The sequence below is a fragment of the Bradyrhizobium sp. USDA 376 genome (assembly GCF_054063675.1).
The window spans coordinates 1,389,924-1,414,910 of record NZ_JBSSGN010000001.1; the positions used below are offsets into that span (position 1 = coordinate 1,389,924).

Here is a 24,987-nt window from a genome sequence, read left to right on the forward strand (position 1 = left end):
TTTCGAGTTTTTCTATGGACCGGCTCTTGCGGCGGATTCGCATCGGCATCATTGTTTAGCCGCGGCGCGTGGGCAGATGCGCCGCGCTTCCCCGTCCCAGGTTCAGAACTTTCAGAATGTACAAGCTCTATTCGATGCAACGCTCCGGCAACAGCTACAAGGTCCGCCTTGCGCTGGCGCTGTTGAACGTACCTTACGAAGCGGTGGAGGTGGACATTCTGCGCGGCGAAAGCCGCACGCCGGACTTTCTGTCCAAGAACCCGTCGGGCCAGGTGCCGCTGCTCGAGGTCGGCGAGGACCGCTTTCTCGCCGAGTCCAACGCCATCCTCTGGTACGTCGCCGTCGGCACGCCGCTCGCCCCGGAGAACCGCATCGACCGCGCCGAGGCGCTGCAATGGATGTTCTTCGAGCAGCACGCGCTCGAGCCGAATATCGGCGCCGCCTATTTCTGGCTGTCGCTGGTCAAGGGCGGCCGCGACCTCCAGACCCATTCGCTGGAGGACTGGATGGAGCGCGGCTATGGCGCGCTCCAGGTGATGGAGAACCACCTCAAGACCAGCCCCTATTTCGCCGCCCGCCAGCTCACGGTCGCCGACATCGCGCTCTACGGCTACACCCACCTTGCCGATCGCTGCGACTTCGACCTCCAGGCGTTCCCGGCGATCCGGGACTGGCTCAAGCGCGTGGAGGCCGCACCCGGCTTCGTGTCGATGGACTGGCGTCCGGCCGACATCGACGCCGCCAGTATCGCAGCGGGGGCCTGACGGCGCCCGTCCCCCCCCCTCGCGGAATAGCGGGCATAAAGGTAATATTTGCCGCAATCTGGCCATTTTCAGCGCGACAGCCGCCGCAATATTGCCGGTTGCAACTGGGAAATTCTGGAAAGTCGCGGGTGATTCGCTCGCACGTTGAAGGATTTAGACCATGATTCGGGCGTCCGGCACGGCAGGCTTTCAGGGCCAACCCGCTACCGTTTCGTCTTCCCGGCTGACCAATGCGGTCGCGGCCTCGCTTGCCGTCGCCGCGCTTTCGCTGTGCCTGATCGTCACCCTGACAGTGCTGTCGACCAAGGCGACCATGGCGATGGGCCTGCCGGTCTGATTCCCGTTTCATCCTGGACCGCCTTCAAGGTGCCGCGCGGCCCCGCGCTGACCGGCATTGCGACAGGACGTCGATGAAATCACCTGTGGTCGTCGTTGCAATCACCCTGACCGCGGCCATCCTGGTCGCGGCATCGCTGCTGATCTTCACCGGCATGCGCAAGAGCTCGGGCACATCGACGCTGAATGCGCCGGCGTGGCAGCAGCGCGTCAGGCATTCGCATTTGGTCTAAAATCATCCGAAAGCTTGGCGCGCCGTCGCAAGCCGCCCTTAAGCACTCCGCACGATTCCTCACCGCGCCGGCGCAATAATCGGTCAGTGTTGTGGCGTTCCCTCGTTCAGGGAGGAACGAGACAGGCCATGCGGTTCGGATGGCGCGCGATCTCCGGTCCGGTGCTGACGGTAGCGATCACGCTGCTGGCGATCCTGCTCGATCGCTCCGTTCACATTCCCTCGCCTGCCCCGCTGTTCGTCTGCATCGTCGCGCTTGCCGGCGCGCTGGCGGGTTTCGCCTCCGCCATGGCCAGCGCGGCCCTTGCGGTCGCCGGCGCGGCACTGTTCTTTGCTGGTCATCGCGCTGTGCCCCTCCATACCAGCGCGGATCTGGTCGGCCTCCTCGCGGTGACGGCCTTCGGCACCGCGGGCATCACCGGCCTGATGCGCGAGCGGCTGCTCGCCGCCTTCGCCACCGAGCGCCAGAGCCACGCCACCGCCGCGCGGCTGTCGGCCGCGCTCGACCAGGTCGACATCGGCATCGTGCTGCTCGATGCCGAGACGCGCGCCGAATTCATCAACCGCGCCTTCCGCGATTATTTTGCGGTGCCGGACGAGGTCGCCGACGGCAAGCCGCCCTTCATCGCGCTGATGTATCACAGCCGCGACACCGGCGCGTTCGAACTGCCCGAGGACGAGCTCGGCACCTTCATCGCGCAGCGCATGGAGATGGTGCGGATCGGCGACGCGACGCCGATCAACATCAAATTGCGCAATGGCGAGGTGCTGCGCTTCGTCTGCGCCGCGCTGCCCGACGGCGGGCGCATGCTGAGCTACACGCCGGTCACGGACCTCGTGCGCCACACCGATGCGCCGGCGCGTGCCGACTACTACCGCTCGCTGCGCGATCCCCAGAACCGCAAGCTGATCCGGTATCTGCGCGTTGCGGAGTGAGATGCGCCGTGCGCTTATCATATGCCGGCGCTCGCGGAGACAGCCCCTCACCCCACCCTCTCCCCGTAAGAACGGGGCGAGGGAGCGAGAGAGCGGTGCCTCCCTCACTCAGGCGAGCGTTGCTCGTCTTAACCTCTCCCCGCCCTTCCGCGGGGAGAGGTCGGATTGCGAAGCAATCCGGGTGAGGGGCATGGCACACTGTTGCCACGACTGAATATCCGTCCGACTCGTGAGACAATTGATCGCCTCGCCCTTCATCACGTATGAAGGACGCTTCACCGATCGCGGAATTCTCACATGTCGCTCACCATTCGCTCCGTCACGAAGCAGGACTACGATCAGTGGCTGCCGCTGTGGGACGGCTACAACGCCTTCTACGGCCGCTCGGGCCCGACCGCGCTTGCGCCGGAGATCACGCGGATGACGTGGCAGCGCTTCTTCGATGCCTATGAGCCAGTGCATGGCTTAGTCGCCGAGAGCGACGGCAAGCTGCTCGGGCTGACGCACTATCTGTTTCATCGCAGCACTACTGCGATCGAACCCTCCTGCTATCTGCAGGACCTGTTCACGCTGGAAGCCGCCCGCGGCAAGGGCGTCGCCTCGGCGTTGATTTATGGCGTGTATGAACGGGCGAAGCTGGCGGGATCGCCGCGGGTCTATTGGCAGACCCACGAGACCAACGTCACCGCGCAGAGCCTGTACGACAAGGTCGCGGAGCGGTCCGGCTTCATCGTCTATCGCAAGATCTTTTGATCCCGCGACCTCAGGCCTGTGGATAACTCGGCCTGTCACCGGCGCGTAACACACCGGGATTAGGTTGCACCTGCGTCTGATCAGGCCCCCCGTCACCGATCAAGCGCCCCAAAGCGGTCCCCGTCAGTCGCCGCGTCTGACAGGGGCCGCATTTTTTTGTGCGCGCCGCCGGCATGGCAGCAGCGCGGCGAGCAGCTTGCTGCCGCGGCGCGTGGTGGTCAAAATACCCGCCGCTCATCTCCGACAGGATCTTTCATGGAAATTCGCAATCTCGGCGCCTCCGGCCTTCGCGTGTCCGCGGTCGGGCTCGGCTGCAACAATTTCGGCCAGCGCACCGACCTCGAGACCTCGCGCAAGGTCATCCATCGCGCGCTCGACCTCGGCATCACGCTGTTCGACACCGCCGACATCTATTCGAACATGGGCGGCTCGGAGACCGTGCTCGGCACCGTGCTGGGCGATCGCCGCAAGGACATCGTGCTGGCGACGAAATACGCCAAGCCGATGGCGGAGGACGGAACCAAGCAGGGCGCCTCGCGCCGCTACATCATGGAGGCCGTGGAAGCGAGCCTGAAGCGGCTGAAGACCGACTACATCGATCTCTACCAGCAGCACGATCACGACCCGCTGACGCCGATCGAGGAGAGCCTGCGCGCGCTCGACGATCTCGTGCGCCAGGGCAAGGTCCGCTACATCGGCAATTCGAACTTCCCTGCCTGGCGGATCGCGGAAGCGGAGTACGTCGCGCGCGCGATGAATGTCAGCCGCTTCGTCTCCTGCCAGGACGAATATTCCCTGCTGGTGCGCGACATCGAGAAGGACCTGCTGCCGGCCGCAACGGAGTACAAGCTCGGCCTGTTGCCGTTCTTCCCGCTCGCAAGCGGACTTCTGACCGGCAAATACAGGAAGGGCGAAGCCGCGCCCGACGACACCCGCTTCGGCAAGGTGCCGCGGCTGCGCGACCGCTACGTCACGCCGCGCAACGAGGACGTCGTCGAGAAGCTCCAGGCCTTTGCGAAAGCGCGCGGCCATTCGATGCTGGAGCTCGCCTTCTCCTGGCTCGCCGCACGCCCGCAAGTCTCGAGCGTGATCGCGGGTGCCACCCGCGTCGAGCAGATCGAGGAGAACGTCAAGGCGATCGCCTGGAAGCTCAGCGCGGAGGAGATGGCGGAGATCGACAGGATCACGCTGGGCTAGAGCATGATCCGGACCCGAAGGGCCGCGTTAGCGCAAAGTGTGAAGCGGTTTTCCGGAAAGATCATGCTCAAACAATAAGCTTGCGACGCGCTATTTCGCGCCGCGCCCCACCGTCTGCATCACCTCAAAGCCCTCGAACTGGGGATGGCCGAGATAGAGCGGCTTGTTGTCGCCGGCCCGGTGATGCGCCGCGCGAAACGCCTCCGACTTGGTCCATGCCTCGAAGGCGGCATGGTTCGCCCACACGGTGTGCGAGGCATAGAGCGTGTGGTCCTCGGCTTCCGGCCCGCGCAGCAAATGGAATTCGACGAAGCCCGGCACCTTGTCCAGATGCGTGTCACGGGTGAGCCAGACCTGCTCGAAGGCGGACTCGGAGCCCTTGGCGACGCGGAAGCGGTTCATGGCGATGTACATGGATGATTTCTCCTGATGCCGGAATTGTAAGGGACGCACCGCTCTCCCGCTCCCTCGCCCCGTTCTTACGGGGAGAGGGTGGGGTGAGGGGCTGTCTCCGCGAGCTCGGTCTGAATTGTAGATGGAATGCGCTCGATCGCAATCGTCTTGCGAGTCGGAGAGATTTGGTTCGTGGCAACAGTGTGCCCTGCCCCTCACCCGGATCGCGCCGGACGATGCTGCGCATCGCCGGGGGGCGATCCGACCTCTCCCCGCAAAGAGCGGGGAGAGGTTAAGGTACGTCTTCCGCCGCCGCGAGTTCGTTCTGTATTACGGTGAGAACACCTTCGATGTTCCCAAGAACATCGTTGTTCCAGAAGCGAAGTACCTTGTACCCCTTCTCTCCAAGACGCTCGTCTCGAATTGCATCCGCCGCGGATTCGTTGTGCTGTCCGCCATCGACTTCGATGACGAGCCGTTTCTCGCGGCATACGAAGTCGCAGATGTAGCCGATGATCGGCTCTTGCCTGACGAACTTGTTGCCATCGATCCGCCGATTGCGAATGCGATTCCAGAGAACCGTCTCTGCATCCGTTTGATCGGCACGCAAGCGTCGCGCGAGTCGGATGGGTTTTTCGTTGTGGCCACGCATTGCCCTGCCCCTCACCCGTGAGGGACGCACCGCTCTCTCACTCCCTCGCCCCGTTCTTACGGGGAGAGGGTGGGGTGAGGGGCTGTCTCCGCGAGCTCGGTCTCGATTGTAGTCGAAGTGCGCGATGCACGCACTGCTGTTATACGAGTCGGATAGGCCGTCACTTTGGCAACAGCGTGCCCTGCCCCTCACCCGGATCGCGCCGGACGATGCTGCGCATCGCCGGGGGCGATCCGACCTCTCCCCGCAGAAGAGCGGGGAGAGGTTAAGCCACCAGCCCCTTCATCGGCCTTGCGCTTGCGCTGTTCGGAAACACCGTTTCCGCCAGCACGCGATCGGAGAGGCCGAACTGGTCCTGCAGCACGCCCTTGATCACCGAGCGCAAGTCCGTTGTCGGCTTGAGGTCGCGCGCCTCATAGAGATTGGCGAGCTTGAGGCCCGGCCAATCCGAGATGACGCGGCCGCCTTTCACGGCGCCGCCGGCGAGCAGCGCGACGGTGCCGGTGCCGTGATCGGTGCCGTCGGTACCGTTGATGCGCGCGGTGCGGCCGAACTCGGTGGCGACGACGACGACGGCGTCGCGCCAGCGCTCACCCAGACCGCTCTCGAATTCGGCGAGCGCGCCGTCGAGACCGCCGAGCAGGAAGGCGAGACGCCCCACAGGGCCGCCTTCGTTTGCATGCGTGTCCCAGCCGTCGAAGGCGAGCGCGGCGATGCGCGGGCCGTCGTCGGCCGCCATCAACTTTGCCGCGCCGCGTGCGACCTGGCGCATCTGCGCGACCTGATTGCCGCCCTTCGGCTTCATGTCGTCGCCACCAGCGATCTTGTCGAGCTGCAGGCCTTGCGACAGCGCCGCGGCCAGCGCGGGATCGCGGTGGCGGTAGAGATCGACGAGCCGCATCGCGGTGTCGTCGTCGGCCTGCGGCAGCGCGACCGGCGCCCAGCCGACGGTCGGCGCATTGCCGCGCAGCACCAGCGGCGTGGTCGGCCCGACCGCAAGGCCGCTCGACACGCGCTCGCCGCGCGGCAGCGCTTCGAGCGCACGGTTGAGCCAGCCCGACTGCACGCGGCCCGGCCCCGCATAGCCGCTTTCGAGCACGTCCTGGCCGTCGAAATGCGAACGGTCGCGATAGGGCGTCGCCACCGCATGGATCACCGCGGCATGCCGGTCGCGGTACATGCGCGCGAACTCCGGCATCGCCGGATGCAGCGCGAAGAACGAGTCGAGCATGATCGCGGGATGCGCACCATCGGCGGTGAGCGCGATCGATCCGTGCAGGCCGGCATAATCGGGGTCGCCGAGCGGCGCGACGGTCGCGAGCCCGTCGAGCGCACCGCGCAGGATCACGACGACCAATCTGGGATCGCGCCCATCAGCCGCGCGCGCGAATTTCGGCAAGTAGGCCCAGGCGGCGAAGGAGGCGCCGCCGAGCAAGAGGCCGCGGCGCGAGGTGAGGAGGCGGTTCTCGACGCAGTCCATCATCATCTCCTCTGCATTTCCGGCGACATCAGCAGCAGCGCCAGCGCCTGCTGGCGCGACTCCGCGCGCTCGACGGTGCGGCGCGTTTCGATCGAGGCCGCGTCCGCCGCGGCGAATTCCAGCAGGTCGAGCGGGTCAATGTTGTTGCCGAGCCGTGCGCCCATTTGCGCGGCGATGTCGAGCCTGAGCTTCATGCCTTCGGGCGCAGCCCAGGCGGCGCTGGTGTCGGGGAAACCGTTGGGCCCTGCCGGCGACCACAGCGGCTGTCCCAGCAGGTTGAGATTGTTCAGATACGCGCCGGGATCCTCGGGCACGCGCGCAAGCAGCCGGCCGCTCGCGACCAGGAAATCGTAAGGGCTGCGCATCTTGGTCAGCGGCGCTTTCCAGGCCTCATCGGCATCGACCAATGCGGTTGCCATCGCTCTGAGGTCGCCGTCGGTCCTGACGAAGACCTCGCGCAGCCGCGCCACGAGCGCCGGCGGCGGGTCGTCGGCGACGAAGTGACGGACGAGCTTGGTGGCGATGAAATTCGCGGTCGAGGGATGGCGCGCGATGTCGGCGAGCGCCGCTTCGCCCTGTGCAAGGCCGGTCGGCTCATAGGTCTTGCCGAGCAGCACTTGCGGCCCGGGCTGGTGCGCATTGGTGTTGAACACGAAGGAGCCGGGAGTGCCGAGCTGCCCTTGCCTTCCGGCAAAGGTCCAGCCGGTGATGATGCGCGCGAGCGAGGTGACGTCGTCCTGGGTGTAGCCGCCGCCGACGCCGAGCGTATGCAGCTCCATGATCTCGCGTGCGAGATTTTCGTTGAGCCCGCGCTTGCGGTTCTGGCCTGCGCGCGAATCCGGACCCAACGATTGCTGGTTGTCGAGGAAGAACAGCATGGCCGGATGCTGCTCGACCGCCTTGAGCATGTCGGCGAAACGCCCGAGCACGTGCGGCCTGATCGCCTCGCGCTCGAACGCGCCGGCCCAGATCCGCGCCAGCTCGCCCTTGCTCGCGGAGATGCAGAAATGGTTGGACCAGAACACGACGAGACGCTCGGTGAAGCCGCATTCGACCAGCGTCGCGCGCTGCAAGCGCGCCAGCGCCTCGGCGCGAAAGGTCTTTTGAATCACGTTGAGCGGCTGCGGCGCGGGCTTTGCGGGCGGCGGCGCGGCCGCGTTGGGCTGCATGCTCTCGGGCCTGGCCGGCGCGTCAGCCGGCTTCGCGTCAGCCATCTGGCCGGCGATCTCGGTTGCGGCTGTGTTGAGTGACAGATTGCGGCGCAAAGCGGGCTTCTGATCGGCAGGCGCCTGCGGCGGCGTCTCAGCGGGCGCAGCGGCCTTCGCAGCCTCGCGCGCCTGCTTGACCTGATCCTGATAGGCGAACACCGCCTGGCCGAGCTGCGGCGTCGATTGCAGGCCCGGCGCCTCCAGCAGCACCCCGTTGGGACGGGCCAGTTCCGCCTTTACAAAGCCGCGCGGATCGGAGGCTGCGTTGATGAGATCGCCGGACGCGCCGCCACGGGCGCCGAAGCCAAACCGGTTGAGCGCAACGAGGGCGGCTTGCGAATCGCGGGCCATCGATTTGTCCTTCGCGCCTTGCCAACCGCTTTCCCGAGACGTGCGCGGCGCGTAATATAGCGCAGCGACAGATGAACCCGACATGAAAATGACGGCGAAGCTTCGGCGTAAATCATGACAATTCCGAAAGAAATGCCGTCAGCGCCGGCACTTGCGCGCCGCCTCATCTGCTCCCGCTGCGGCAGCGAATTCGGCTGCGACCTCTCGGGCAATTGCTGGTGCGCGGAAGAGACGGCCCGGCTGCCGATGCCCGTAAAGGGCGAGGATTGCCTGTGCCGAGCGTGTTTGCGCAAGGCGGCGGCAAGCGCTGCTGGTTAGGCGCAAGCACGCAGCCATGTGTCGTCCTGGCGAAAGCCAGGACCCATTACCACAGGGAGTAGTTAGACGAAGACTGGTCCTTCGGTACACATACCACCCGCGATCGATAGACCTCGCGGTATGGGTCCTGGCTTTCGCCAGGACGACGTTGGGGAGGGAGTTTGCGCTCTCTCGACTACGCTGATGCGGCCCGCCCTACACCTCATGCCCCGGCGACTTCCGCGCCATGCCGTCGAACGCATCGAGCAGTTTTTCGCGCCAGGCATAGACCGGATCATCCGCCTCCAGCAGCCTGAACGGGCTGACGACGCGCGCCCACTGAAAGCCGCCGAACACGATGAAGTCGGCATAGTTCGGCGCGTTGCCGCCCAAAAACGGCTGCGTCTTGAACGTCTGCCGCATCACCTCCAGCGATTTGCGGAACGCGACCACGCCGGTGTCGCGGCTCGCCTGGACCTCTTCCAGGCTCTTGCCGAACCGCGCCTCGCGCGACTTTCGGAAATAGACGGCATCGACCTCGGCGAGATTGTTCGGGATGTCGGCGATAACAAGCGGAGAGAGACCGCCGACGATGGCGATGTCGCCCCACGCATTGATCATGCGCGCCATGGTCCGCCCGCCCTCACCGCCGAACAGCGACGGGCGATCCGGAAAATTGTCTTCCAGATAATTCGCGATGGTCCAGGAATCGACCACCGGCTTGTCGTGATGCAGCAACACCGGGACCCGCTCCGAGCCGTGCGGCGCGATCGCGCTTTTCTCGGTGAAGCGCCAGGGCAGCGACTCCGCCGACAGGCCCTTATGCGCCAGCGCCATGCGCGTGCGCCAGCAATACGGGCTGAAGGGGCGTGCAGCGTCGGTGCCGACGAGCTCGAAGAGTTTGAATGACATGGTGGCCTTCCGTCATTGCGAGCACAGCGAAGCAATCCAGACTGCCGCCGTGGAGACATTCTGGATTGCTTCGCTGGCGCTCGCAATGACGATGTGGAGACAGACGTGCTCACCGCCCGTTGGTGCGCAGCAACCTCTCGCCGCCTTCGGTCACCGCGATGACGAGCCCGACACCCGGCAGCGTCTCGCGCGCGACGTAGCCGCGCTCAGTGGCGTCCTCCCAGATGGTGAGGCGCGGGCACGACGTCTTCCAGGTCGCAATCACCTCGGCATAGGCGCGCGGCTCGCGCGCGACCCATTCGACGAAGTCCAGCACCAGCGGATCGGCAGTCTCGCTCATGGCAAACCTCCCTTGTCGAAAGCGGCCAGCACCGGGGTCCGAACCAGGAGCCAGCCGCCATAGGCGATATAGTAGCAGGCGATGGCGGTGATCAGCTTGTTGGACCAGGCGATGAATTGCTGGTCCGTCATGGCTTCGAGGATGCGCCGGGCCAGCGTGGTACCGAGCATCGACGCTGCAATCGCGACGCCGGCGAGCACGGGATCGAGGCTCGCGGCCTGGTCGATGACGCCGCCGAAATAGATCAGCTTGGTGAAATGGCTGACGAGCTGGCACATCGCTTTCGTCGCGACCTTCTCGCGCCGGCCGAAATCGCCGCCGAGGAAGAAGGTGTCGAGCAGCGGCCCGGAGACGCCGGTCATCAGCATCAGCCCCATGCAGATCGTGCCATAGACGGTGCCCTGCCAGAGACGGTCGGGGTCCGGCTTGATGTTTGACGGCAGCAGCCGCGCCATGAACGGGGTGACGCCGAGCAGCAGCAGCGCCGTCGGTTTGTCCGGCACGTAACGGGTGAGCGACCAGGCCGCGAGCGCGATGGCAGCGCCGACCATATAGTTCGCGACCGGCCGCCAGCGGATATGCGCCCGCCACAGGAACGCGCGCCAGCCGTTCGAGGCCATCTGCGTGATCGCATGCAGCACCATCGCAGCCGGCAGCGGCATCAGGGCCAGCAACACGCCGATCAGGATCAGCCCGCCCGCCATGCCGAACAGCCCCGACAGGAACGCGGTGGCTACCATCAGCAATCCAAGGGCAGCGATCATGATGGGCGTCACGAATATCTCCGGTGTTGGCAAGTAAGGGACGCAAGGCTTGCAATTCCCCCTCGCCCCGCTTGCGGGGAGAGGGTTGGGGTGAGGGGGAGTCTCCGCGGGGACGGTGAGAGTCGGACTCGCGGAGAGTCCCCCTCACCCGGAATTTGCTTGCGCAAATTCCGGCCTCTCCCCGCAGGCGGGGAGAGGCGAAGAGCGCGGCGACCGCCCGAATTCAACTTGGAATTACTCTCATTCTTGTGCCTCGCTTGCCCCGCTCGCGCAAACTGAGTTATCTTGCCCTGGCATCAGCTTTCCTGAGGGTCGGGCATTTGCGGCGGCTGCTGTTTCTCAACGGCATCAAGGCATTCGAGGCGGCGGCGCGGACCGGCAGTTTTGCTGCGGCCGGGCTCGAGCTCAGCGTGTCGGCGGCCGCCATCAGCCGCATGGTGCATCTTCTGGAGGAGCGGCTCGGCGTCGCGCTGTTCGAGCGCAAGGCCAACCGCCTGGTGCTGACCCAGGCCGGCCGCGCCTATCAGAGCGGGCTGACCCCGATCTTCGATGCGCTCGCAAGCCTCACCGCGCAGGTGACGGCGCCCTCCAGCGTGCGCGTGCTCACCATCGGCGTCGGCCACACCTTTGCGATGCGCTGGCTGATCCCGCGGCTGTCGGAGTTTCGCAGCGAGGAGCCCGACATCGAGGTGCGCTTCACCACCGGCGGCGCGCTGGTGCCGTTCGGCGAGGACTGGAATTGCGGCATCAAGCTCGGCACCGGCGACTGGCCGGGCCTCGTCGCCGAGCCCCTGTTCGCCGGCGACCTCACGCCGGTCTGCGTGCCCCGCCTCGCCACCTCTTTGAAGCGGCCGGCCGATCTCAGGGGACCCAGCCTGATCCGCGTCGCGCACTCACCCGAGGACTGGCCGATCTGGCTGAAGGCCGCCGGCCTTGCGCGCATCAACGCGCGCGGACCGGAGTTCCAGTTCTACGGTCAGGCGCTGCAGGCTGCCGCCGACGGGCTCGGCATCGCCATGGGCATCCGGCCCTATATCGACGACGATCTCGCCGCCGGGCGGCTGGTCGCCCCGTTCGACCTCTCGGTGCCCAAGGGCATGCGCTGGTACCTGCTCTATCGCAGCTTCCAGACCGAGCAGCGCGACTTCGCCGCGTTCCGCCGCTGGATCATGCGTGCGGCATCGGAGCCCGCGGCCCGCCCCGTGCGGCGCACCGGCCGTGCCGCCGCGCGGAACTGAGCGTCAGCCGCCCGTATGCACTTTGGTCGATTGGAGCCACGGGCTCCCGCCTCTCCCGCTTGCGGGAGAGGCCGACGCGCCCCGGGCGATGCGAAGCATCGTCCCGCACGCGGCGGGTGAGGGCTCTCTCCACACCGGGAATCTCTCTGCGGAAACACCCTCTCCCCACCCCTCCCCCGCAAGCGGGGGAGGGAGCGCACCAACTGTGCAGAACCGGGTGTCTGTCATGCGTCAGGCAAAAAAGCCGGCCCCTTGTGAACGGCTTCACATCCCAAAATCCGCAAACGTGGTCCCTTGCCCCTCCAACAAGACACTTACGGACCACTTTGGGGACTACCAATGACGACTCTCTACGACGGCTTTGACATCGAATCCTTCGAAGCTGGCAAGGGGCTGTGGCACGCCCGCATCCGGCGCGCCGATTTCAGCCCGGTTGCCATCGACGGCGTGCTCTTTCCGGCCATGGAAGTCGGCTTCGCCTGGCCCGATCCCGACGCCGCGATCGCCGACGCCAAGCACCACATCGATCGCTTCCGCCGGCGCGCCGACCACGACGACGAATAGGCCTTTCAGCACAGCGCGGCGCGCAACGAGGAACCGGTGATGTCGTATATCGAGATCGAAGAGACCCAGCCGCTGGCCCGATCCTACGCCCGATCGGTGCTGTCGAAATGCCCCGACTGCGACGGCGACCTCACGGTGCTCCGTGTGATCGGCGGCCGGGCCGGGTGCGAGTACTGGACCATGCGCTGCACCGATTGCGGCGGCATCCATCTCGACGTCCTGAAGCCGCGCCAGCCGGGCGAGGACGACGACGGACCGCTGCCGGCGGCGTGAGCGACACCTCTGTGCCGCCTTGCCTGCCGCATCACACACGGCTGATGACGATATAGACGATCCAGAGGTAGAGGATCGCGGCGAACGTCCGGAACGCAGCCGTCCCGGGCGAGATGTCAGGTGCGCAGCTCCGCCCGGCATGCAGGCCCATCCAATCGAGCAGGCTGAGCAAATGATCATGGGGTATCTGGCATAGCGCCGGGAACGCGATCAGGAACCCGAGCCAGAGGATCAGCACCGCACCTCCGGCCAGCAGCAGCGTCGAGCCGAAACCCGCCAGCTTGATGAGCCAGCTTTGAGCCTTTGCATCCCCGGTCGGCACGGTGCCCGACACGATGAAGCGCGCGATGTCACTCCAATGCCGCTCCTCGTGGCCCGCTCCATGGGAGCCCGCGATGAAATTGACCTGGTGGACCAATCCAAGGCCGTCCTCGTCAAAACCGTCGTGCCCGGCACTCCCCAGGTCGAGCAAGCGAACGGGCTGCATGCCCTTGGGAAAGATCGCAACGACCCAGTCTCCGGTCGCGACGTAGTTGACAACCTGCTGCACGCGGGCACCGAGCTTGTGCCAGTGATAATCCGTGCGCACCACGCTGCCTGCCAGCGCGATCCGCTTGAATTGCGCGGCGGGATAGTCGCGCAACGCACGTGCGACGAGATAGGTGCCGTTGGAATGGCCGACATAGGAGAAGTGGGCCCGGGGATAATGCGCTCTCGCCTCGGCATACTGGTCCATCAACCATTCCGCCTTCTGCTTTCTGACCCACCACAGAACGAAAGGCGCCATGGCGAAATAGCCGTAGCTCGTGGTCACCGAGCGGAAGTCCTGCTTGCGGCCCGCGGCTTCCAGCTTGATCGCGCGTGCGATCTTCTGGGTCCAGAAGCCCTTGTCACGGATGCCGTGGATGACGAACACGACGTCGGTCACCTTCCAGTTGGGCGGGTTGGGCAGACTATCGACCATCTGCTCGCGATCCACCGTGCAACGATCCGCGGCGAGGTCGGCCCGCGAGTTTTCCAGCGCGCGACGGAACACGACGTAGCGCTGCTCGTCGCAGATCCGCTCGAACGCCTTGGCCGATTGGTTGGGCCGCCTTGCCGTGACGAAGTTGTCGTTCTTCATCGTGGCCGCAACCTTCTCCGGCCGCTTCAGCCGGACGATGTCCGCGTGACCGGAGTTTGGAACCTCGAGGTAAAAGTAGGACCTTTCGTGTCCCGGGGTGTCCACGGCGTAATCGACGCTGTCGTCGGGCGAGACGATATCATCGACAGTGCCGAGCAACTGCGCGACGACGATATCGGGACGGACATGGCTGCTGCCGGGCTCGCAATGCATCAGCGCGAGCCACTGCAATCGCGTCTGAATTGAGAAAACCGCGCCTTGCCGGATATCGAAGACGATCGGAGATCCCGCAAACAGGGTTTCGCCGATCGAGATGAAGATGTTCCACTTGGTCGAGGTCCACCAGTCCATGGCCGAGGACGGCGTCCAGCCGCGATTCATTCCGGCGATCAGCACGATCCGGCGAATCTTGTTTGCCCAGCTGCGCGGTTTCACGAACGCGCTGAATGCGGGCTCGAAGGGGGCAGTGAGCGTCGGACAATCGCTGCGGTCCTGCTCGCCATGCGCGACGATGGCGATCTTCCGCGCCATGACGGCGCCCATGCTGTGTCCGATCAGCACGATCGATTCATATTCGCCGGGATCGTCCTGCCCGCCGTCCTGCTGCCTGTCCCGGCTCCGCAGCTCGACGATTTCCTCGATGTGCCCGATGACCCCGGCGACCACCTCGGTCGCATCGCGGGTGCAGAGCCATCCCAAGGGCCCTCCAAACGGCAGCTTCGGGGCGTAGATGTCGGCGTCCGGGTAAGCGTCCCGGACCGCGTCCTTCACCGGCTTGATGGTCTTCGGGCTTTGACAGAATGCGTGCAGCAGGACGATCAGCTCGCGATGCTTGCCGGCCCGCTCCAATCTCGATTTTTGCATATGGGCTCGCTGAAAAATTCAGATTTCACAATATCGGGCACGCTAGCACGGCGACCCTGGATTGCAATCAAGAGCTCGCGCAATGTGGCGACGTGACGCCGTCCCTGCTGCCAACCTGCTGTCAGCAGGCTGAACGGGAACGGGTCATTCGCCCTTTATTGAGGGGCGGACTCGTCCCATATTCGCCCCATGGCGAAGAAACCTGCTCCCCCAAAATCCCCCAAAACCAAGACTCCGAGCTCAAAGGCGCACCGGCCTGACGTGCAGCCGATCGGGCCGGCGCTGGCCGAGTTGCTCAACCCCGCGATCAATCGCGGCGATGCCGGGCTTGGCTCGGGCACCGGCCTACAGCCGCCGCCGGACAATTCGCGCGACCGCCGCGCCGGCGGCGAGGCCGCCGCACATCGCGCGCGGGCCTCGACGCCGAAGGACTTCCCTGGCGATCGCCCAGCGGGACTGGAGGAGGCCCCGCAGGCCAACTACGGCACCGCGGCCACGATCCCGACGCTCGATCCGGAACTGGCGCGTCAGCTCGGTCTGCCCACGGAAGAGGACGATGCGGAAGCGCTAGCGCGACCGCCGCGCAACAAGATGGAGGCGCTCGGCGTCAAGGCGACCGCGGAAGCGCTGGAGTCGCTGATCCGCGAGGGCCGGCCGGAGTTCCGCAAGGACGACGGCTCCATGAAAGTGTGGACGCCGCACCGGCCGCCGCGCCCCGAAAAGTCCGAAGGCGGCGTGCGCTTCGAGATCAAATCGTCCTACGAGCCGCGCGGCGACCAGCCGACCGCGATCGCCGAACTGGTCGAAGGCATCGAGCGCAACGACCGCTCGCAGGTGCTGCTGGGCGTCACCGGCTCCGGCAAGACCTACACCATGGCCAAGGTGATCGAGGCGACGCAGCGTCCGGCGCTGATCCTGGCGCCGAACAAGACGCTGGCCGCCCAGCTCTATGGCGAGTTCAAGAACTTTTTTCCGGATAACGCGGTCGAGTATTTCGTCTCGTATTACGATTACTACCAGCCCGAAGCCTACGTCCCGCGCACCGACACCTATATCGAGAAGGATTCGTCGATCAACGAGCAGATCGACCGCATGCGCCACTCGGCGACGCGCGCGCTGCTCGAGCGCGACGACGTCATCATCGTCGCGTCAGTGTCCTGCATCTACGGTATCGGCTCGGTCGAGACCTACACCGCGATGACCTTCGCGCTGAAGAAGGGCGAGCGCATCGACCAGCGTCAGCTCATCGCCGATCTCGTCGCGCTCCAGTACAAGCGCACCCAGGCCGATTTCACCCGCGGCACCTTTCGCGTGCGCGGCGACGTCATCGACATCTTCCCGGCGCACTATGAGGACCGCGCCTGGCGCGTAAATCTGTTCGGCGACACCATCGAGGCCATCGAGGAGTTCGATCCGCTTACCGGCCACAAGCAGGACGAGCTCGAATTCATCAAGATGTACGCCAACTCGCACTATGTGACGCCGCGCCCGACGCTGGTGCAGGCGATCAAGTCGATCAAGTTCGAGCTGAAGCAGCGGCTCGACCAGCTGCACGACCAGGGCCGCCTGCTGGAAGCGCAACGGCTGGAGCAGCGCACCACCTTCGACCTCGAGATGATGGAGGCGACCGGAAGCTGCGCCGGCATCGAGAACTATTCGCGCTATCTCACCGGGCGCCGGCCGGGCGAGCCGCCGCCGACGCTGTTCGAATACGTCCCCGACAACGCGCTGATCTTCGCCGACGAGAGCCACGTCACCATCCCGCAGATCGGCGCCATGTTCCGCGGCGACTTCCGCCGCAAGGCGACGCTGGCCGAATACGGCTTCCGCCTGCCCTCCTGCATGGACAACCGCCCGCTCCGCTTCGAGGAATGGGACATGATGCGGCCGCAGACGGTCGCGGTGTCGGCGACGCCGAGCGGCTGGGAGCTGAACGAGAGCGGCGGCGTGTTCGTCGAGCAGGTCATTCGCCCGACGGGCCTGATCGATCCGCCCGTCGACATCCGCCCCGCCCGCACCCAGGTCGACGATCTCGTCGGCGAGGTCCGCGCCACAGCCCAAGCCGGCTATCGCTCGCTGATCACGGTTCTCACAAAACGCATGGCGGAGGATCTCACCGAGTATCTGCACGAGCAGGGCATTCGCGTCCGCTACATGCACAGCGATATCGACACCATCGAGCGCATCGAGATCATCCGCGACCTCCGTCTCGGTGCCTTCGACGCGCTGGTCGGCATCAACCTCCTGCGCGAGGGCCTCGACATTCCCGAATGCGCGCTGGTCGCGATCCTCGACGCCGACAAGGAAGGTTTTTTGCGCAGCGAGACCTCGCTGATCCAGACCATCGGCCGCGCCGCGCGCAATGTCGACGGCAAGGTGATCCTCTATGCCGACCAGATGACCGGCTCGATGGAGCGCGCCATCGCGGAAACCAACCGCCGCCGCGAGAAGCAGGTCGAGTACAACACCGCCAACGGCATCACGCCGGAGAGCGTGAAGAAGCAGATCGGCGACATCCTCAACTCCGTCTACGAGCGTGACCACGTGCTGGTCGAGGTCGGCGGCCACGACATGACCGACGACGTCATCTCGATCGGCCACAATTTCGAAGCCGTGCTCGCCGATCTCGAAACGCGCATGCGCGAGGCCGCCGCCGATCTGAACTTCGAGGAAGCCGCCCGCCTGCGCGACGAAGTCAAGCGCCTGCGCGCGACAGAGCTCGCCGTCGTCGACGACCCCACCGCCAAGCAGCGCGCCGTCGCCGGCAAGGCCGGCGCCTATGCCGGCGCGAAGAAGTATGGCGACGCCGCCAACCTGCCCGTCAGCGCGATGAAGAAGAAGACCGTGAGCTCAGCGCTGAAGGCGAGCGGCGGCGGCAGCGGCTCGAAGGTGCACAAGCCGCATCTCGACGAGATGCACGGCCCGGAGTCGTTGCCGTATCGTGAGAAGCAGACGCTGCCGGCGAAGCCGTTCGGCAGCACCAGCCGCATCATCCAGCCGACGGATTCAAGGCAATCGGGGCCGGAGTTTGGCCCGGCGCCGAAGTCGACGGGTGGCGCGCCGGGGCGACGCGGGGGATGGAAGAAGAGGTAGGCGGCGCAGATTCATCAGCGCCGTTCGTGGTTATGGATTCTCAGATGCGCAATTGCGCATCATAGCTCGCCGCTCTGCGGCGCCCCGGAATGACGGCGGAGAGATTTTCCGTCCTCACCCCACACTCACCGTCACCACGGCCATCACCGACAGCAGCAGCACGATGGTCATGAGCTGGAGCGAGGCGACCGGCTGGGTGCGCCAGGCCGTGATCTTGTCGGACAGCGACAGATGGGCCTCGAAGAATTTTGGCTCGTAGACGGTCTTGAAGACGGCGGGGAAACTCGGGCCGAGGGTCACAGCGAGCACTGCGTGCAGCAGCGAGGCAACCGCGACGAAGATCGCGACGCCGGGGTCGCCGACGAGATCGTGGTTCCCGACGAGCTTGAGCAGGAAGGCCGCGGTGGCGAAGGTCGGGAAGCTCTGCAGCGTCGCGGTCAGCGCGAGGCCTTCGAGCGCGTTGTGCAGGCGGGACTTTCTCGCGGCGGCGATGGCGGCCATGGCACGTCTCCCTGATGACATGGAGATGACGATAGCCGCGATGCCGGAGGGGTGATGTGAGATGGGTCACGCCCTGCCGGGCCCCTCTGCGGCCGCGGACAAATGAATGGCGTCAGAGCTGGCGGAAGAAGACGAGGTAGATCGCCAAGCCGACCGTCGAGAACAACAGCAGAACGCCAAGCCAATTGTATTTGACGCCCCGCGAGTGGAACGCGTTTCGCATGAAGCGAACGAGGAACCACAGGAACAGAATTGCGAGGACAAGGCCCCACAAGAACTTCCCGATGTCCATCGTCCCCTCGCTCGACTCAACCCCAGCGTTTGCGGTTGGAACTTACCATCGGGGCATGCCGGACAGAAGACGGTGAGGCGCGGGTTTTCCGTGCCTCCTACAGCTTCCCCTGCCCGTTCACCTGGCCCTGCTGTTGCCGCTGCCTCTCCTGCTCCTTCGCGTGGTGCCTGCCGTAGAGACAGCCGGCGGCGGCGCCGAGGACGCCGTGATGGCCGACATAGTGGCCGGCGACGCCGCCGACGACGGCGCCCTTGATGCAGCCCTTGGCGTTGGCGGCGGGGCTCGCGCCGAGCATGAGGAGCGCGGCAGCCACAGTGAGAAGCGTGGATTTCATGGATCGATGTCTCCGGAGGCGATGTCCTGACATCAACGGGTGTGAACGGACCCAGGTTCCCTTGCGCGAACCCCGGCAGGACGCGCCTGTCGATATGCACACGGCGTCATCGCGAGACGCGAAGGCCCCTCGTTTCCTTGCAGGCCAACGAGCGCACAATCCCTAATTGTCTCCCATGAACCGGGCATTGCGCCCGCGCGTCATAGACTGCAATCAGCCCTGTGTTCTTGCGGATTGGAGCATGGGCGGGCTGCGCGATAGCGTTCGCGGGTCATGGGCAATGAGGGCGGCGCGGCATGACGGTTGAATCGTTGAACAGGCAGCGCGTCGTGCATCTGCTCGACAGCTTTGCGCGCGGCGACATCGAGGCCGCGCTGGCGTGCTGCACCGACGACGTCGACTTCCTCACCCACGCGCCGATCGACGTACTGCCGCACATGGTGCCGCGCCACGGCAAGGCGGAGCTGCGCGAGCTCTGGCAGACGGTCTGGTCGCGCTATTCGGAAGTTCGCTACAAGGTGCCGCATATCCTCGCCGACGGCGACGAGGTCGCGACCTACCTCCAGACCTATTTTAGGAAGCGCAGCAACGGCCGCATCGTGCAGTTCGACATGGCGGTGTTCTACACCTTCCGCGGCGGGCTGGTGGCCGAGATCCGCGAGATCATCGATTCCTACGATCTGGTGCAGCAGGTGCTGGAGCGCGAAATCGGGCCGTTGATCACGGGGGCGGGGGTGGACGGGGTGTAGCTGTCGTCCTGGCGAAGGCCAGGACCCATTACCCCGACTGCCGATGTGGCGACAGGCGGCCAACGACCAGCCTGCCCATTACCGAGCCCGGTGGTTATGGGTCCTGGCCTTCGCCAGGACGACGGCGAGGGTGTGGCGCTCGCTCGCGCAGCTCTACCAGCCCGTTTGAACCTCCCTCCCTGCCGCCGAGACCCATCCCGGGGCGTTGTGCACGCCGGCTGGGTGATGGGCCGATGAAAGTCGTGTTGCTCGCTGTTTTGGGGCTATTCCTGGGGACGCTGGGCGGGGCTGCGCTCGGCATCGGGGCCGGGCTCGCTTTCGTCGAAATCGCGCAAACCACGAATTTCGAAGGCCAAAACGCCATGCTGGTGTTCTTCACCTTCATGCCTTTGGGGGCGGCGATCGGCGGGATCGGCGGCGCGCTGCTGTTCGGCCTGCTGGCGCTGCGGGACGATGCGATCGCGCTCGAACGGGAACCCGCGGTCCACCGGGACCGGTAGATTACGGGGTTCTGTTGTAAATCTCACAAAGCGCGCTCAATTGTGCATTGCGAAAATGTGAATTGCGTTTTGGCCGAAATCGGCTATTTCATTTGTATACAAATGAGTTGAGCGCCCTGGGGTACCTTTACGGTGCATGGGGTTGTTTTCCGTTTTTTCTGCAAGCCAGCGTCAGGACTGCCCAAATGACAGAGCACAGCCTCTGGCGTTTCTCGCGCGCATTGCACCGTGCGATCAACGACCGGCACTTCGAGGATATCGAGGCCCTGATCGACGAGGACGTCGAGTGGGCGCTCTACGGCCCGATCGACATGTTTCCGTTCCTCGGCGCGCGCCAGGGCAAGGATGCCGTGCTCGACGTCATCCGCCAGCTCGCCGACAATTTCCAGGTCCGCCGCTTCGACCGCGAGAGCATCATGCTGGGCGTGGATTCCGCCGCCTCGATGCTGCGCTATTCGCTGACGGCACTCGATTCCAACAAGCCGATCTCCTTGCGCGTCGCGCAGTTCGCCCAGTTCAGGGCCGGCAAGCTCATCAGCATGCGGGTGCTGATCGACACGTTCGACCTGGTCGAGCAGGCACTCGGCCGCGCCATTCATCTACCGAAGATGAGCAGCGTCGGCTGAGGGGGACGCCAACGGGCCCCGCTGTTCGGGACCGATGACAAGGCGACCGCGACGTCCTGGCCTCCAGCCCCGCCGGATGCCGTCGCAGGAAAGCCGTCATCGGGCGCGCGCTCTTCGCGCGGCCCGTTGGTTCGCGTTCCCAAGGCACGCGTCTCGAGGCGAGTTGCCACAATTTCGCAACGATAGATCAGCATCCTCCGCGCGGAATGGCGCGTTGCGGAAGGCCGCTATATATTGGCGGCAGCATGCGCTGGGGTTTGCGGGCAGGACGATGGAATTCTCGACGGGTTTTGGCTGGGCCAGGCGGCCGGTGCTGGCGGCCGCATTCATCTTGGGATCGGTGCTGACGGTCTCGGCGCAGATCATTCCGCCCTTCTCCCCGCCCGCGGCCGCGCCCGACGAGGATGCCGAGGCGGCGGAAGCCCCTGATGTCAACGATCCCGACGTGCTCAAAGGCATCGACGTCGACAAGCTCGACTGGAGCCAGCTCTCCATCGACGCCGGCACGCTCAACGACATCATCGCCGCCAAGAAGCGCGCGCAGGCCGCGGCCAATGACGGGATGAACTGGTCGTCGAACGCCAATGCCAACGGCTCCTCGGCGGTGACCGTGAAGCAGTCGGTCTTCGAATTCTGGGACACGCGGATCGGCGCCGACATGACGGTGGCGAGCGAGCCGCGGACGATGTCCGAGCTGCTGGCCCAGAAGGCCGCCAATGGCGGCAGCCTGCCGCAATCCTCCGGCAGCGCCTGGGCGACCGCAACCGCGCCGGGCGCAGGCGTGATCTGGGACAAGACTGCGGTCGAAGCCCGCGTCGACCCCGGCACTGAACAGAGCAAGATCGGCGCGTCGCTGACCAAGTCGGTGCCGCTGTCGGGCGACACGTCGTTGACGCTGCAGAACGGCTACAGCGTGAACCAGCAGGGCACCACCGCCGTGCCCGGCATCGGCGGCCACATCACGCGCAATTACGAGACCGACCAGTCCGCCAAGGTCAGCATCACCGACACCGGCACCAGCATCACCGCCGGCCAGACGCTGTCGACCACCGACGACAAATGGCTGCGCAAGTTCGGCGCCGAGCAGAAGCTGTTCGACAACGTCACCGTCTCCGGCTCGGTCGGCGAGACCTCACAAGGCGCGATCAACAAGAGCGTGACGGCCGGCTTCAAGAAGAGCTGGTAGACCACTCTTTCCCCTCATCCTGAGGGCGCTCCGAAGGAGCGCGTCTCGAAGGATCGAGGCCCGCCGCGAGAGCCTGGCCTTACATGGTTCGAGACGCGCGCGAAGGGCGCGCTCCTCACCATGAGGGGATAGAGGTTCCGTCGCTGGACCAGCGTTCATACTCCCCTAACCATAGGCCACGGCAAAACCCTCGAATGGTCCCCCCTTGCCGCATCTCGGCCCCTTTGCGGTCAAAATCGGACGCCCTGATGCGGGCTGCCTTACAGACATCGTCGTGCGGGGGACACTCGCGCTGCGCTCAACGCGAACAGGGGAACAACGATGAACGCCATTCGTCCGGAAAAGGTTGAAGCAACCGAGACCGAAACCGTCGACAACAATCTCGCGGCCGTGACCGAGGTCGAAGCCGGCATCCGTGACTTCGTCCGCAACGACATCGCCTATCTGCGCCGTCCGGCGTCGACCACCGACGCGCCGCCGCTCGATCCGAGCGCGGAGGCCACCGTCACCAACGTCAACTCGCTGATCCAGCGCGTCGCCGGCACCTCGCTCGCCGAGATCGAGAACCTGATCTCCGAGCTCGAGAGCCTGCGTGACCTGCTGCATGCCGAGGGCCAGCGCGTCCAGCGCGAGATCTCCGGCTATGCCCAGCTCAGCCAGGCCGCGATGAAGTCGACCCGCATGATCGCCGACAACGTCGCGCAGTGGAAGCGCGCCGCCGACGGCCTGCGCAACAGCTGATCGCTGGCACCAAGCATCACAGGCCGCCGCGTTCCCGGAAGGGAGCGCGGCGGTTTTGATTTGTGGGGTGTATTTCCCTCTCCCCGTTCTTACGGGGAGAGGGTTAGGGTGAGGGGCATCTCTCCGCGCGCGAGATATGTCGAGGGACCTGTACCCCCTCACCCGGATCGCAAGAGCGACATAGCCGAAGCTTCGCTTCGGCGTTCTTTAGAACGGCCGCCGTAGGCGGCCTGTGCCTCTCCCCGCAAGCGGGGAGAGCTGAAAAGAAGCGCTTTGAACCCTCCGCCCCTTCCCCGCGACCAATGCCAAGCGCCATTGGCCGTTACGGCCGGGCTCAGGGGACATGTCAGATGGAAAGCATTCGGCCCGACACCACGGACCCCATACCGCTGCGGCCCGCGCCGAACCAGTTCGGCACGATCATGCTGCGCTTTGTCGGATTGCTGGCGGTTGCGATCGCGGTGCTGGCGTTCGTCTATAGCCGCTGAGGCGGGGCTGACGGCCCCGGAACGTTAACAGACCGTTACCGGTCGGCGTCCACGGTCGAGGCTTCCAGGGTGTAGCCGCCGTCGGCATAGCCCTTCACCACCATGCCGGCGACCAGCATCACGGCCAGCGTCGCGGTCGCAAAGATAAATCCAACAAACTTGAGTGCGCCGCGGTCAGCCATGGTCCTCGTCCCCTGTCTCTGTCTATTCGTTCAAATAGACAGCGACAGGTTCATAATTGGTTAGCAACTTGATGGTTCCGACAATTGCTTCGCGGTAACCATGTTGCGCAGGCTTATGGCAGCCGGTCCGAATAGCGTCCATAGCGCGCGGGCAACACTTGCGCACTCATTTGCCCCGTTCATTCTGGAACTGATCTAATCCGTCTTCCGCAGCGGCACGAAGGCGCTCGCGGTGATCGAGTAGACCTCCTCGCCGCGCTGGTTGGTGCCGGTGGTGCGGGCCGTCAAAATGCCCCAGCCGGGACGCGAGGCGGAGGTGCGCTTGTCGATGACTTCGTTGACGTAGGAGACGGTGTCGCCGGCAAGCACCGGCCTGATCCAGCGCAGATCGCGAAAGCCCGGCGACGGGCCCCAGACCGCGACCTTCTCGCCGCACGAGACGGCCTCGCGCGCCAGACGCTGGCCGTCGGCGACAAGCAGGCTCATGCAGGCCGAGCCGACATGCCAGCCCGAGGCGGCGAGCCCGCCGAACAGCGAGTTCTTGCCTTCCTCCTCGTCGAGGTGAAAGCGCTGCGGATCGAACTTCGCGGCAAACGTCTTGATGGACTCCGCCGTGAACGTATAGGCGCCGATCTCGCGGCGCTGTCCGATCGCGATGTCTTCGAAGAACCGCATCAGACCGCTCCCTCGCGCCGCTTGATCAGGATCGGTGAGGTCATCTCGGCGAGCGCCTGCCCGGCCGCATTGCGCGCGGTGCATTTGAACTTGACGATGCCGAGCCCGGGGCGGCTTTTCGAGGCGCGCGCCTCCAGCACGTCGACGTCGAGCGTGAGATCGTCGCCGGGCCTGAGCGGCGAGAGCCAGCGCACCTCGTCGACTCCGGGAGACCCCAGGGACGCGGCGCGGGTGATGAAACCGTCGGCCATCATCCGCATCATCAGCGAGCAGAGGTGCCAGCCCGAGCCGGACAGGCCGCGCAGCATGCTTTTGCCGGCTGCCTCCTCGTCGAGGTGCATCGGCTGCGGATCGAACTCGGCGGCAAAGGCCAGGATTTCGTCGCGGGTGACATGGCGCGGGCCGAACGTTCCGAACCGGCCGGGCGGGAAATCTTCGAAGGTCAGGGTCATCTCGGGAAAGCTTTGCGGGAATGACAGATTGTGGCCGCACTTTGCGGCAATCTCAACCCGCCGGCCCGCATGGCTCGTGCTACATATGGGGTATCGGCGTTGATTTGAGTCGGATCGATCGACGGCCGAAGCCCGATTTGAAGTCCCGATTTGCCTTGGGGAGAGCAATGTTTTCATTCAGCGACCTGTTCCAATGGGACCGCTTCATCACGCCGACGATCATCAAGACCTTCTACTGGCTGGTGATCGCGCTGATCTGCCTGTTCGGCCTCTCCGGCATCTTCTCAGGGCTGGCCGCGATGGCGATCAGCCCGTTCGGCGGCTTCCTGGTGCTGCTGTCGTCGATCGCGAGCGTCGTGGTCGGGATCGTGTTCTCGCGCATCGTCGCGGAGCTGATCCTGATCGTCTTCCGCATCAACGAGCATCTCGGCGCGATCAGGGACCAGGGCGGCGGGATGCGGTGAGGCGGGCGCAGGTGGCGGAAACCTCCA

At 65.3% G+C, this 24,987-nt stretch carries 32 protein-coding genes; 18 read left to right on the forward strand and 14 right to left on the reverse strand.

The annotated features are described in order from the left end of the window. The first annotated feature begins 116 nt into the window (after positions 1-116). From ACVJ19_RS06380 to ACVJ19_RS06405, 6 genes are all read left to right on the forward strand, one after another. Entirely contained in the window at positions 117-764 is a 648-nt protein-coding gene (locus tag ACVJ19_RS06380; protein ID WP_453949758.1) for a glutathione S-transferase family protein, read from the forward strand. 160 nt (positions 765-924) lie between these two features. Then, positions 925-1,101 (forward strand): hypothetical protein, encoded by a 177-nt coding sequence (locus ACVJ19_RS06385; protein ID WP_007596747.1) that lies wholly within the window; start codon positions 925-927, stop codon positions 1,099-1,101. Positions 1,102-1,174: 73 nt separating this feature from the next. Beyond that, on the forward strand, positions 1,175-1,333 hold the full coding sequence (locus ACVJ19_RS06390) for a hypothetical protein (protein ID WP_453949757.1): 159 nt from the start codon (positions 1,175-1,177) through the stop codon (positions 1,331-1,333). A 128-nt stretch (positions 1,334-1,461) separates the two neighbouring features. Next, entirely contained in the window at positions 1,462-2,268 is an 807-nt protein-coding gene (locus ACVJ19_RS06395) for a PAS-domain containing protein (RefSeq protein ID WP_453949756.1), read from the forward strand. 297 nt (positions 2,269-2,565) lie between these two features. Continuing rightward, positions 2,566-3,021 carry an N-acetyltransferase family protein gene (locus ACVJ19_RS06400; RefSeq protein ID WP_453949755.1) on the forward strand — a complete coding sequence of 152 codons (456 nt, stop codon included), beginning with the start codon at positions 2,566-2,568 and terminating at the stop codon, positions 3,019-3,021. Positions 3,022-3,276: 255 nt separating this feature from the next. Next, on the forward strand, positions 3,277-4,218 hold the full coding sequence (locus ACVJ19_RS06405; RefSeq protein ID WP_453949754.1) for an aldo/keto reductase: 942 nt from the start codon (positions 3,277-3,279) through the stop codon (positions 4,216-4,218). A gap of 90 nt (positions 4,219-4,308) precedes the next feature. Here the strand turns inward: ACVJ19_RS06405 and ACVJ19_RS06410 are convergent, their stop codons facing one another. The 4 genes from ACVJ19_RS06410 to ACVJ19_RS06425 all read right to left on the reverse strand — a co-directional run bounded on the left by ACVJ19_RS06410 (position 4,309) and on the right by ACVJ19_RS06425 (position 8,302). After that, on the reverse strand, positions 4,309-4,632 hold the full coding sequence (locus ACVJ19_RS06410; RefSeq protein ID WP_080134740.1) for an antibiotic biosynthesis monooxygenase family protein: 324 nt from the start codon (positions 4,630-4,632) through the stop codon (positions 4,309-4,311). 271 nt (positions 4,633-4,903) lie between these two features. Then, positions 4,904-5,263 (reverse strand): endonuclease domain-containing protein, encoded by a 360-nt coding sequence (locus ACVJ19_RS06415; protein WP_453949753.1) that lies wholly within the window; start codon positions 5,261-5,263, stop codon positions 4,904-4,906. Positions 5,264-5,528: 265 nt separating this feature from the next. Next, a complete protein-coding gene (locus tag ACVJ19_RS06420; RefSeq protein WP_453955134.1) occupies positions 5,529-6,746 on the reverse strand; it encodes a DUF1501 domain-containing protein in 1,218 nt (405 codons plus the stop codon). Beyond that, the gene (locus ACVJ19_RS06425; protein WP_453949752.1) at positions 6,746-8,302 is read right to left on the reverse strand and encodes a DUF1800 domain-containing protein; all 1,557 of its coding nucleotides are present in this window, start codon (positions 8,300-8,302) and stop codon (positions 6,746-6,748) included. The genes ACVJ19_RS06420 and ACVJ19_RS06425 overlap by 1 nt, the downstream gene beginning before the upstream one ends. Positions 8,303-8,416: 114 nt before the next feature. Here ACVJ19_RS06425 and ACVJ19_RS06430 point away from each other — a divergent pair, with 114 nt between their 5' ends. Continuing rightward, on the forward strand, positions 8,417-8,620 hold the full coding sequence (locus ACVJ19_RS06430; RefSeq protein ID WP_453949751.1) for a cysteine-rich CWC family protein: 204 nt from the start codon (positions 8,417-8,419) through the stop codon (positions 8,618-8,620). Positions 8,621-8,815: 195 nt separating this feature from the next. Here ACVJ19_RS06430 and ACVJ19_RS06435 read toward each other — a convergent pair whose 3' ends face one another. The 3 genes from ACVJ19_RS06435 to ACVJ19_RS06445 all read right to left on the reverse strand — a co-directional run bounded on the left by ACVJ19_RS06435 (position 8,816) and on the right by ACVJ19_RS06445 (position 10,627). Further along, positions 8,816-9,511: a glutathione S-transferase family protein gene (locus ACVJ19_RS06435; RefSeq protein ID WP_453949750.1), complete on the reverse strand. Its 696-nt coding sequence runs from the start codon at positions 9,509-9,511 to the stop codon at positions 8,816-8,818. 109 nt (positions 9,512-9,620) lie between these two features. Continuing rightward, the gene (locus tag ACVJ19_RS06440; RefSeq protein WP_453949749.1) at positions 9,621-9,851 is read right to left on the reverse strand and encodes a hypothetical protein; all 231 of its coding nucleotides are present in this window, start codon (positions 9,849-9,851) and stop codon (positions 9,621-9,623) included. Then, positions 9,848-10,627, reverse strand: coding sequence for a TSUP family transporter (locus ACVJ19_RS06445; RefSeq protein ID WP_453949748.1), 780 nt, complete (start codon positions 10,625-10,627; stop codon positions 9,848-9,850). The genes ACVJ19_RS06440 and ACVJ19_RS06445 overlap by 4 nt, the downstream gene beginning before the upstream one ends. A 308-nt stretch (positions 10,628-10,935) precedes the next feature. Between ACVJ19_RS06445 and ACVJ19_RS06450 the strand changes: the two genes are divergently transcribed. The 3 genes from ACVJ19_RS06450 to ACVJ19_RS06460 all read left to right on the forward strand — a co-directional run bounded on the left by ACVJ19_RS06450 (position 10,936) and on the right by ACVJ19_RS06460 (position 12,690). Then, the gene (locus tag ACVJ19_RS06450) at positions 10,936-11,853 is read left to right on the forward strand and encodes a LysR substrate-binding domain-containing protein (protein WP_453949747.1); all 918 of its coding nucleotides are present in this window, start codon (positions 10,936-10,938) and stop codon (positions 11,851-11,853) included. Positions 11,854-12,192: 339 nt separating this feature from the next. Then, positions 12,193-12,417 carry a hypothetical protein gene (locus ACVJ19_RS06455; RefSeq protein ID WP_211404507.1) on the forward strand — a complete coding sequence of 75 codons (225 nt, stop codon included), beginning with the start codon at positions 12,193-12,195 and terminating at the stop codon, positions 12,415-12,417. A 39-nt stretch (positions 12,418-12,456) separates the two neighbouring features. Further along, positions 12,457-12,690, forward strand: a complete 234-nt coding sequence (locus tag ACVJ19_RS06460; RefSeq protein WP_453949746.1) for a hypothetical protein — start codon at positions 12,457-12,459, stop codon at positions 12,688-12,690. A gap of 31 nt (positions 12,691-12,721) precedes the next feature. On the opposite strand, the gene ACVJ19_RS06465 is transcribed toward ACVJ19_RS06460, so the two are convergent. Next, positions 12,722-14,677, reverse strand: coding sequence for an alpha/beta fold hydrolase (locus ACVJ19_RS06465; RefSeq protein ID WP_453949745.1), 1,956 nt, complete (start codon positions 14,675-14,677; stop codon positions 12,722-12,724). A gap of 189 nt (positions 14,678-14,866) precedes the next feature. Between ACVJ19_RS06465 and uvrB the strand changes: the two genes are divergently transcribed. Then, positions 14,867-17,770: an excinuclease ABC subunit UvrB gene (gene uvrB, locus ACVJ19_RS06470; protein ID WP_453949744.1), complete on the forward strand. Its 2,904-nt coding sequence runs from the start codon at positions 14,867-14,869 to the stop codon at positions 17,768-17,770. 114 nt (positions 17,771-17,884) lie between these two features. On the opposite strand, the gene ACVJ19_RS06475 is transcribed toward uvrB, so the two are convergent. From ACVJ19_RS06475 to ACVJ19_RS06485, 3 genes are all read right to left on the reverse strand, one after another. After that, the gene (locus ACVJ19_RS06475) at positions 17,885-18,271 is read right to left on the reverse strand and encodes a hypothetical protein (RefSeq protein ID WP_453949743.1); all 387 of its coding nucleotides are present in this window, start codon (positions 18,269-18,271) and stop codon (positions 17,885-17,887) included. Between the two features lie 112 nt (positions 18,272-18,383). Then, positions 18,384-18,563, reverse strand: a complete 180-nt coding sequence (locus ACVJ19_RS06480; RefSeq protein ID WP_453949742.1) for a hypothetical protein — start codon at positions 18,561-18,563, stop codon at positions 18,384-18,386. Between the two features lie 97 nt (positions 18,564-18,660). Further along, the gene (locus ACVJ19_RS06485) at positions 18,661-18,897 is read right to left on the reverse strand and encodes a hypothetical protein (RefSeq protein WP_453949740.1); all 237 of its coding nucleotides are present in this window, start codon (positions 18,895-18,897) and stop codon (positions 18,661-18,663) included. Between the two features lie 296 nt (positions 18,898-19,193). Between ACVJ19_RS06485 and ACVJ19_RS06490 the strand changes: the two genes are divergently transcribed. From ACVJ19_RS06490 to ACVJ19_RS06515, 6 genes are all read left to right on the forward strand, one after another. Further along, entirely contained in the window at positions 19,194-19,646 is a 453-nt protein-coding gene (locus ACVJ19_RS06490; protein ID WP_453949739.1) for a nuclear transport factor 2 family protein, read from the forward strand. A 233-nt stretch (positions 19,647-19,879) separates the two neighbouring features. Then, a complete protein-coding gene (locus ACVJ19_RS06495) occupies positions 19,880-20,146 on the forward strand; it encodes a hypothetical protein (RefSeq protein WP_453949738.1) in 267 nt (88 codons plus the stop codon). A gap of 185 nt (positions 20,147-20,331) precedes the next feature. Next, positions 20,332-20,772 carry a nuclear transport factor 2 family protein gene (locus tag ACVJ19_RS06500; RefSeq protein WP_453949737.1) on the forward strand — a complete coding sequence of 147 codons (441 nt, stop codon included), beginning with the start codon at positions 20,332-20,334 and terminating at the stop codon, positions 20,770-20,772. A gap of 271 nt (positions 20,773-21,043) precedes the next feature. After that, positions 21,044-21,958 carry a hypothetical protein gene (locus tag ACVJ19_RS06505; RefSeq protein WP_453949735.1) on the forward strand — a complete coding sequence of 305 codons (915 nt, stop codon included), beginning with the start codon at positions 21,044-21,046 and terminating at the stop codon, positions 21,956-21,958. A 321-nt stretch (positions 21,959-22,279) separates the two neighbouring features. Further along, on the forward strand, positions 22,280-22,699 hold the full coding sequence (locus tag ACVJ19_RS06510) for a hypothetical protein (RefSeq protein ID WP_453949733.1): 420 nt from the start codon (positions 22,280-22,282) through the stop codon (positions 22,697-22,699). A 350-nt stretch (positions 22,700-23,049) separates the two neighbouring features. After that, positions 23,050-23,187: a hypothetical protein gene (locus tag ACVJ19_RS06515; protein WP_018648329.1), complete on the forward strand. Its 138-nt coding sequence runs from the start codon at positions 23,050-23,052 to the stop codon at positions 23,185-23,187. Positions 23,188-23,222: 35 nt separating this feature from the next. On the opposite strand, the gene ACVJ19_RS06520 is transcribed toward ACVJ19_RS06515, so the two are convergent. From ACVJ19_RS06520 to ACVJ19_RS06530, 3 genes are all read right to left on the reverse strand, one after another. After that, entirely contained in the window at positions 23,223-23,369 is a 147-nt protein-coding gene (locus ACVJ19_RS06520; protein ID WP_018648330.1) for a hypothetical protein, read from the reverse strand. Positions 23,370-23,564: 195 nt separating this feature from the next. Further along, positions 23,565-24,044, reverse strand: a complete 480-nt coding sequence (locus ACVJ19_RS06525) for a MaoC family dehydratase (RefSeq protein ID WP_453949730.1) — start codon at positions 24,042-24,044, stop codon at positions 23,565-23,567. Then, on the reverse strand, positions 24,044-24,496 hold the full coding sequence (locus ACVJ19_RS06530; protein ID WP_453949729.1) for a MaoC family dehydratase: 453 nt from the start codon (positions 24,494-24,496) through the stop codon (positions 24,044-24,046). Before ACVJ19_RS06530 ends, ACVJ19_RS06525 begins: the two co-directional genes overlap by 1 nt. A gap of 167 nt (positions 24,497-24,663) precedes the next feature. On the opposite strand from ACVJ19_RS06530, the gene ACVJ19_RS06535 reads away from it, so the two are divergent. Then, the gene (locus ACVJ19_RS06535; RefSeq protein WP_018648333.1) at positions 24,664-24,960 is read left to right on the forward strand and encodes a DUF4282 domain-containing protein; all 297 of its coding nucleotides are present in this window, start codon (positions 24,664-24,666) and stop codon (positions 24,958-24,960) included. Positions 24,961-24,987: the final 27 nt, after the last annotated feature.

Bases quoted from the DNA above. Each gene is read 5' to 3' on its own strand.
- ACVJ19_RS06390 (WP_453949757.1), top strand. From the start codon at position 1,175: ATGAAATCACCTGTGGTCGTCGTTGCAATCACCCTGACCGCGGCCATC.
- ACVJ19_RS06495 (WP_453949738.1), top strand. From the start codon at position 19,880: ATGAAAGTCGTGTTGCTCGCTGTTTTGGGGCTATTCCTGGGGACGCTG.
- ACVJ19_RS06485 (WP_453949740.1), bottom strand. From the start codon at position 18,897: ATGAAATCCACGCTTCTCACTGTGGCTGCCGCGCTCCTCATGCTCGGC.
- ACVJ19_RS06380 (WP_453949758.1), top strand. From the start codon at position 117: ATGTACAAGCTCTATTCGATGCAACGCTCCGGCAACAGCTACAAGGTC.
- ACVJ19_RS06465 (WP_453949745.1), bottom strand. From the start codon at position 14,677: ATGCAAAAATCGAGATTGGAGCGGGCCGGCAAGCATCGCGAGCTGATC.
- ACVJ19_RS06435 (WP_453949750.1), bottom strand. From the start codon at position 9,511: ATGTCATTCAAACTCTTCGAGCTCGTCGGCACCGACGCTGCACGCCCC.
- ACVJ19_RS06475 (WP_453949743.1), bottom strand. From the start codon at position 18,271: ATGGCCGCCATCGCCGCCGCGAGAAAGTCCCGCCTGCACAACGCGCTC.
- ACVJ19_RS06520 (WP_018648330.1), bottom strand. From the start codon at position 23,369: ATGGCTGACCGCGGCGCACTCAAGTTTGTTGGATTTATCTTTGCGACC.
- ACVJ19_RS06515 (WP_018648329.1), top strand. From the start codon at position 23,050: ATGGAAAGCATTCGGCCCGACACCACGGACCCCATACCGCTGCGGCCC.
- ACVJ19_RS06460 (WP_453949746.1), top strand. From the start codon at position 12,457: ATGTCGTATATCGAGATCGAAGAGACCCAGCCGCTGGCCCGATCCTAC.
- ACVJ19_RS06405 (WP_453949754.1), top strand. From the start codon at position 3,277: ATGGAAATTCGCAATCTCGGCGCCTCCGGCCTTCGCGTGTCCGCGGTC.
- ACVJ19_RS06505 (WP_453949735.1), top strand. From the start codon at position 21,044: ATGGAATTCTCGACGGGTTTTGGCTGGGCCAGGCGGCCGGTGCTGGCG.
- ACVJ19_RS06500 (WP_453949737.1), top strand. From the start codon at position 20,332: ATGACAGAGCACAGCCTCTGGCGTTTCTCGCGCGCATTGCACCGTGCG.
- ACVJ19_RS06415 (WP_453949753.1), bottom strand. From the start codon at position 5,263: ATGCGTGGCCACAACGAAAAACCCATCCGACTCGCGCGACGCTTGCGT.
- ACVJ19_RS06395 (WP_453949756.1), top strand. From the start codon at position 1,462: ATGCGGTTCGGATGGCGCGCGATCTCCGGTCCGGTGCTGACGGTAGCG.
- ACVJ19_RS06525 (WP_453949730.1), bottom strand. From the start codon at position 24,044: ATGCGGTTCTTCGAAGACATCGCGATCGGACAGCGCCGCGAGATCGGC.
- ACVJ19_RS06430 (WP_453949751.1), top strand. From the start codon at position 8,417: ATGACAATTCCGAAAGAAATGCCGTCAGCGCCGGCACTTGCGCGCCGC.
- ACVJ19_RS06440 (WP_453949749.1), bottom strand. From the start codon at position 9,851: ATGAGCGAGACTGCCGATCCGCTGGTGCTGGACTTCGTCGAATGGGTC.
- ACVJ19_RS06400 (WP_453949755.1), top strand. From the start codon at position 2,566: ATGTCGCTCACCATTCGCTCCGTCACGAAGCAGGACTACGATCAGTGG.
- ACVJ19_RS06530 (WP_453949729.1), bottom strand. From the start codon at position 24,496: ATGACCCTGACCTTCGAAGATTTCCCGCCCGGCCGGTTCGGAACGTTC.
- ACVJ19_RS06490 (WP_453949739.1), top strand. From the start codon at position 19,194: ATGACGGTTGAATCGTTGAACAGGCAGCGCGTCGTGCATCTGCTCGAC.
- ACVJ19_RS06510 (WP_453949733.1), top strand. From the start codon at position 22,280: ATGAACGCCATTCGTCCGGAAAAGGTTGAAGCAACCGAGACCGAAACC.
- ACVJ19_RS06535 (WP_018648333.1), top strand. From the start codon at position 24,664: ATGTTTTCATTCAGCGACCTGTTCCAATGGGACCGCTTCATCACGCCG.
- ACVJ19_RS06410 (WP_080134740.1), bottom strand. From the start codon at position 4,632: ATGTACATCGCCATGAACCGCTTCCGCGTCGCCAAGGGCTCCGAGTCC.
- ACVJ19_RS06455 (WP_211404507.1), top strand. From the start codon at position 12,193: ATGACGACTCTCTACGACGGCTTTGACATCGAATCCTTCGAAGCTGGC.
- ACVJ19_RS06480 (WP_453949742.1), bottom strand. From the start codon at position 18,563: ATGGACATCGGGAAGTTCTTGTGGGGCCTTGTCCTCGCAATTCTGTTC.
- uvrB (WP_453949744.1), top strand. From the start codon at position 14,867: ATGGCGAAGAAACCTGCTCCCCCAAAATCCCCCAAAACCAAGACTCCG.
- ACVJ19_RS06425 (WP_453949752.1), bottom strand. From the start codon at position 8,302: ATGGCCCGCGATTCGCAAGCCGCCCTCGTTGCGCTCAACCGGTTTGGC.
- ACVJ19_RS06385 (WP_007596747.1), top strand. From the start codon at position 925: ATGATTCGGGCGTCCGGCACGGCAGGCTTTCAGGGCCAACCCGCTACC.
- ACVJ19_RS06420 (WP_453955134.1), bottom strand. From the start codon at position 6,746: ATGATGGACTGCGTCGAGAACCGCCTCCTCACCTCGCGCCGCGGCCTC.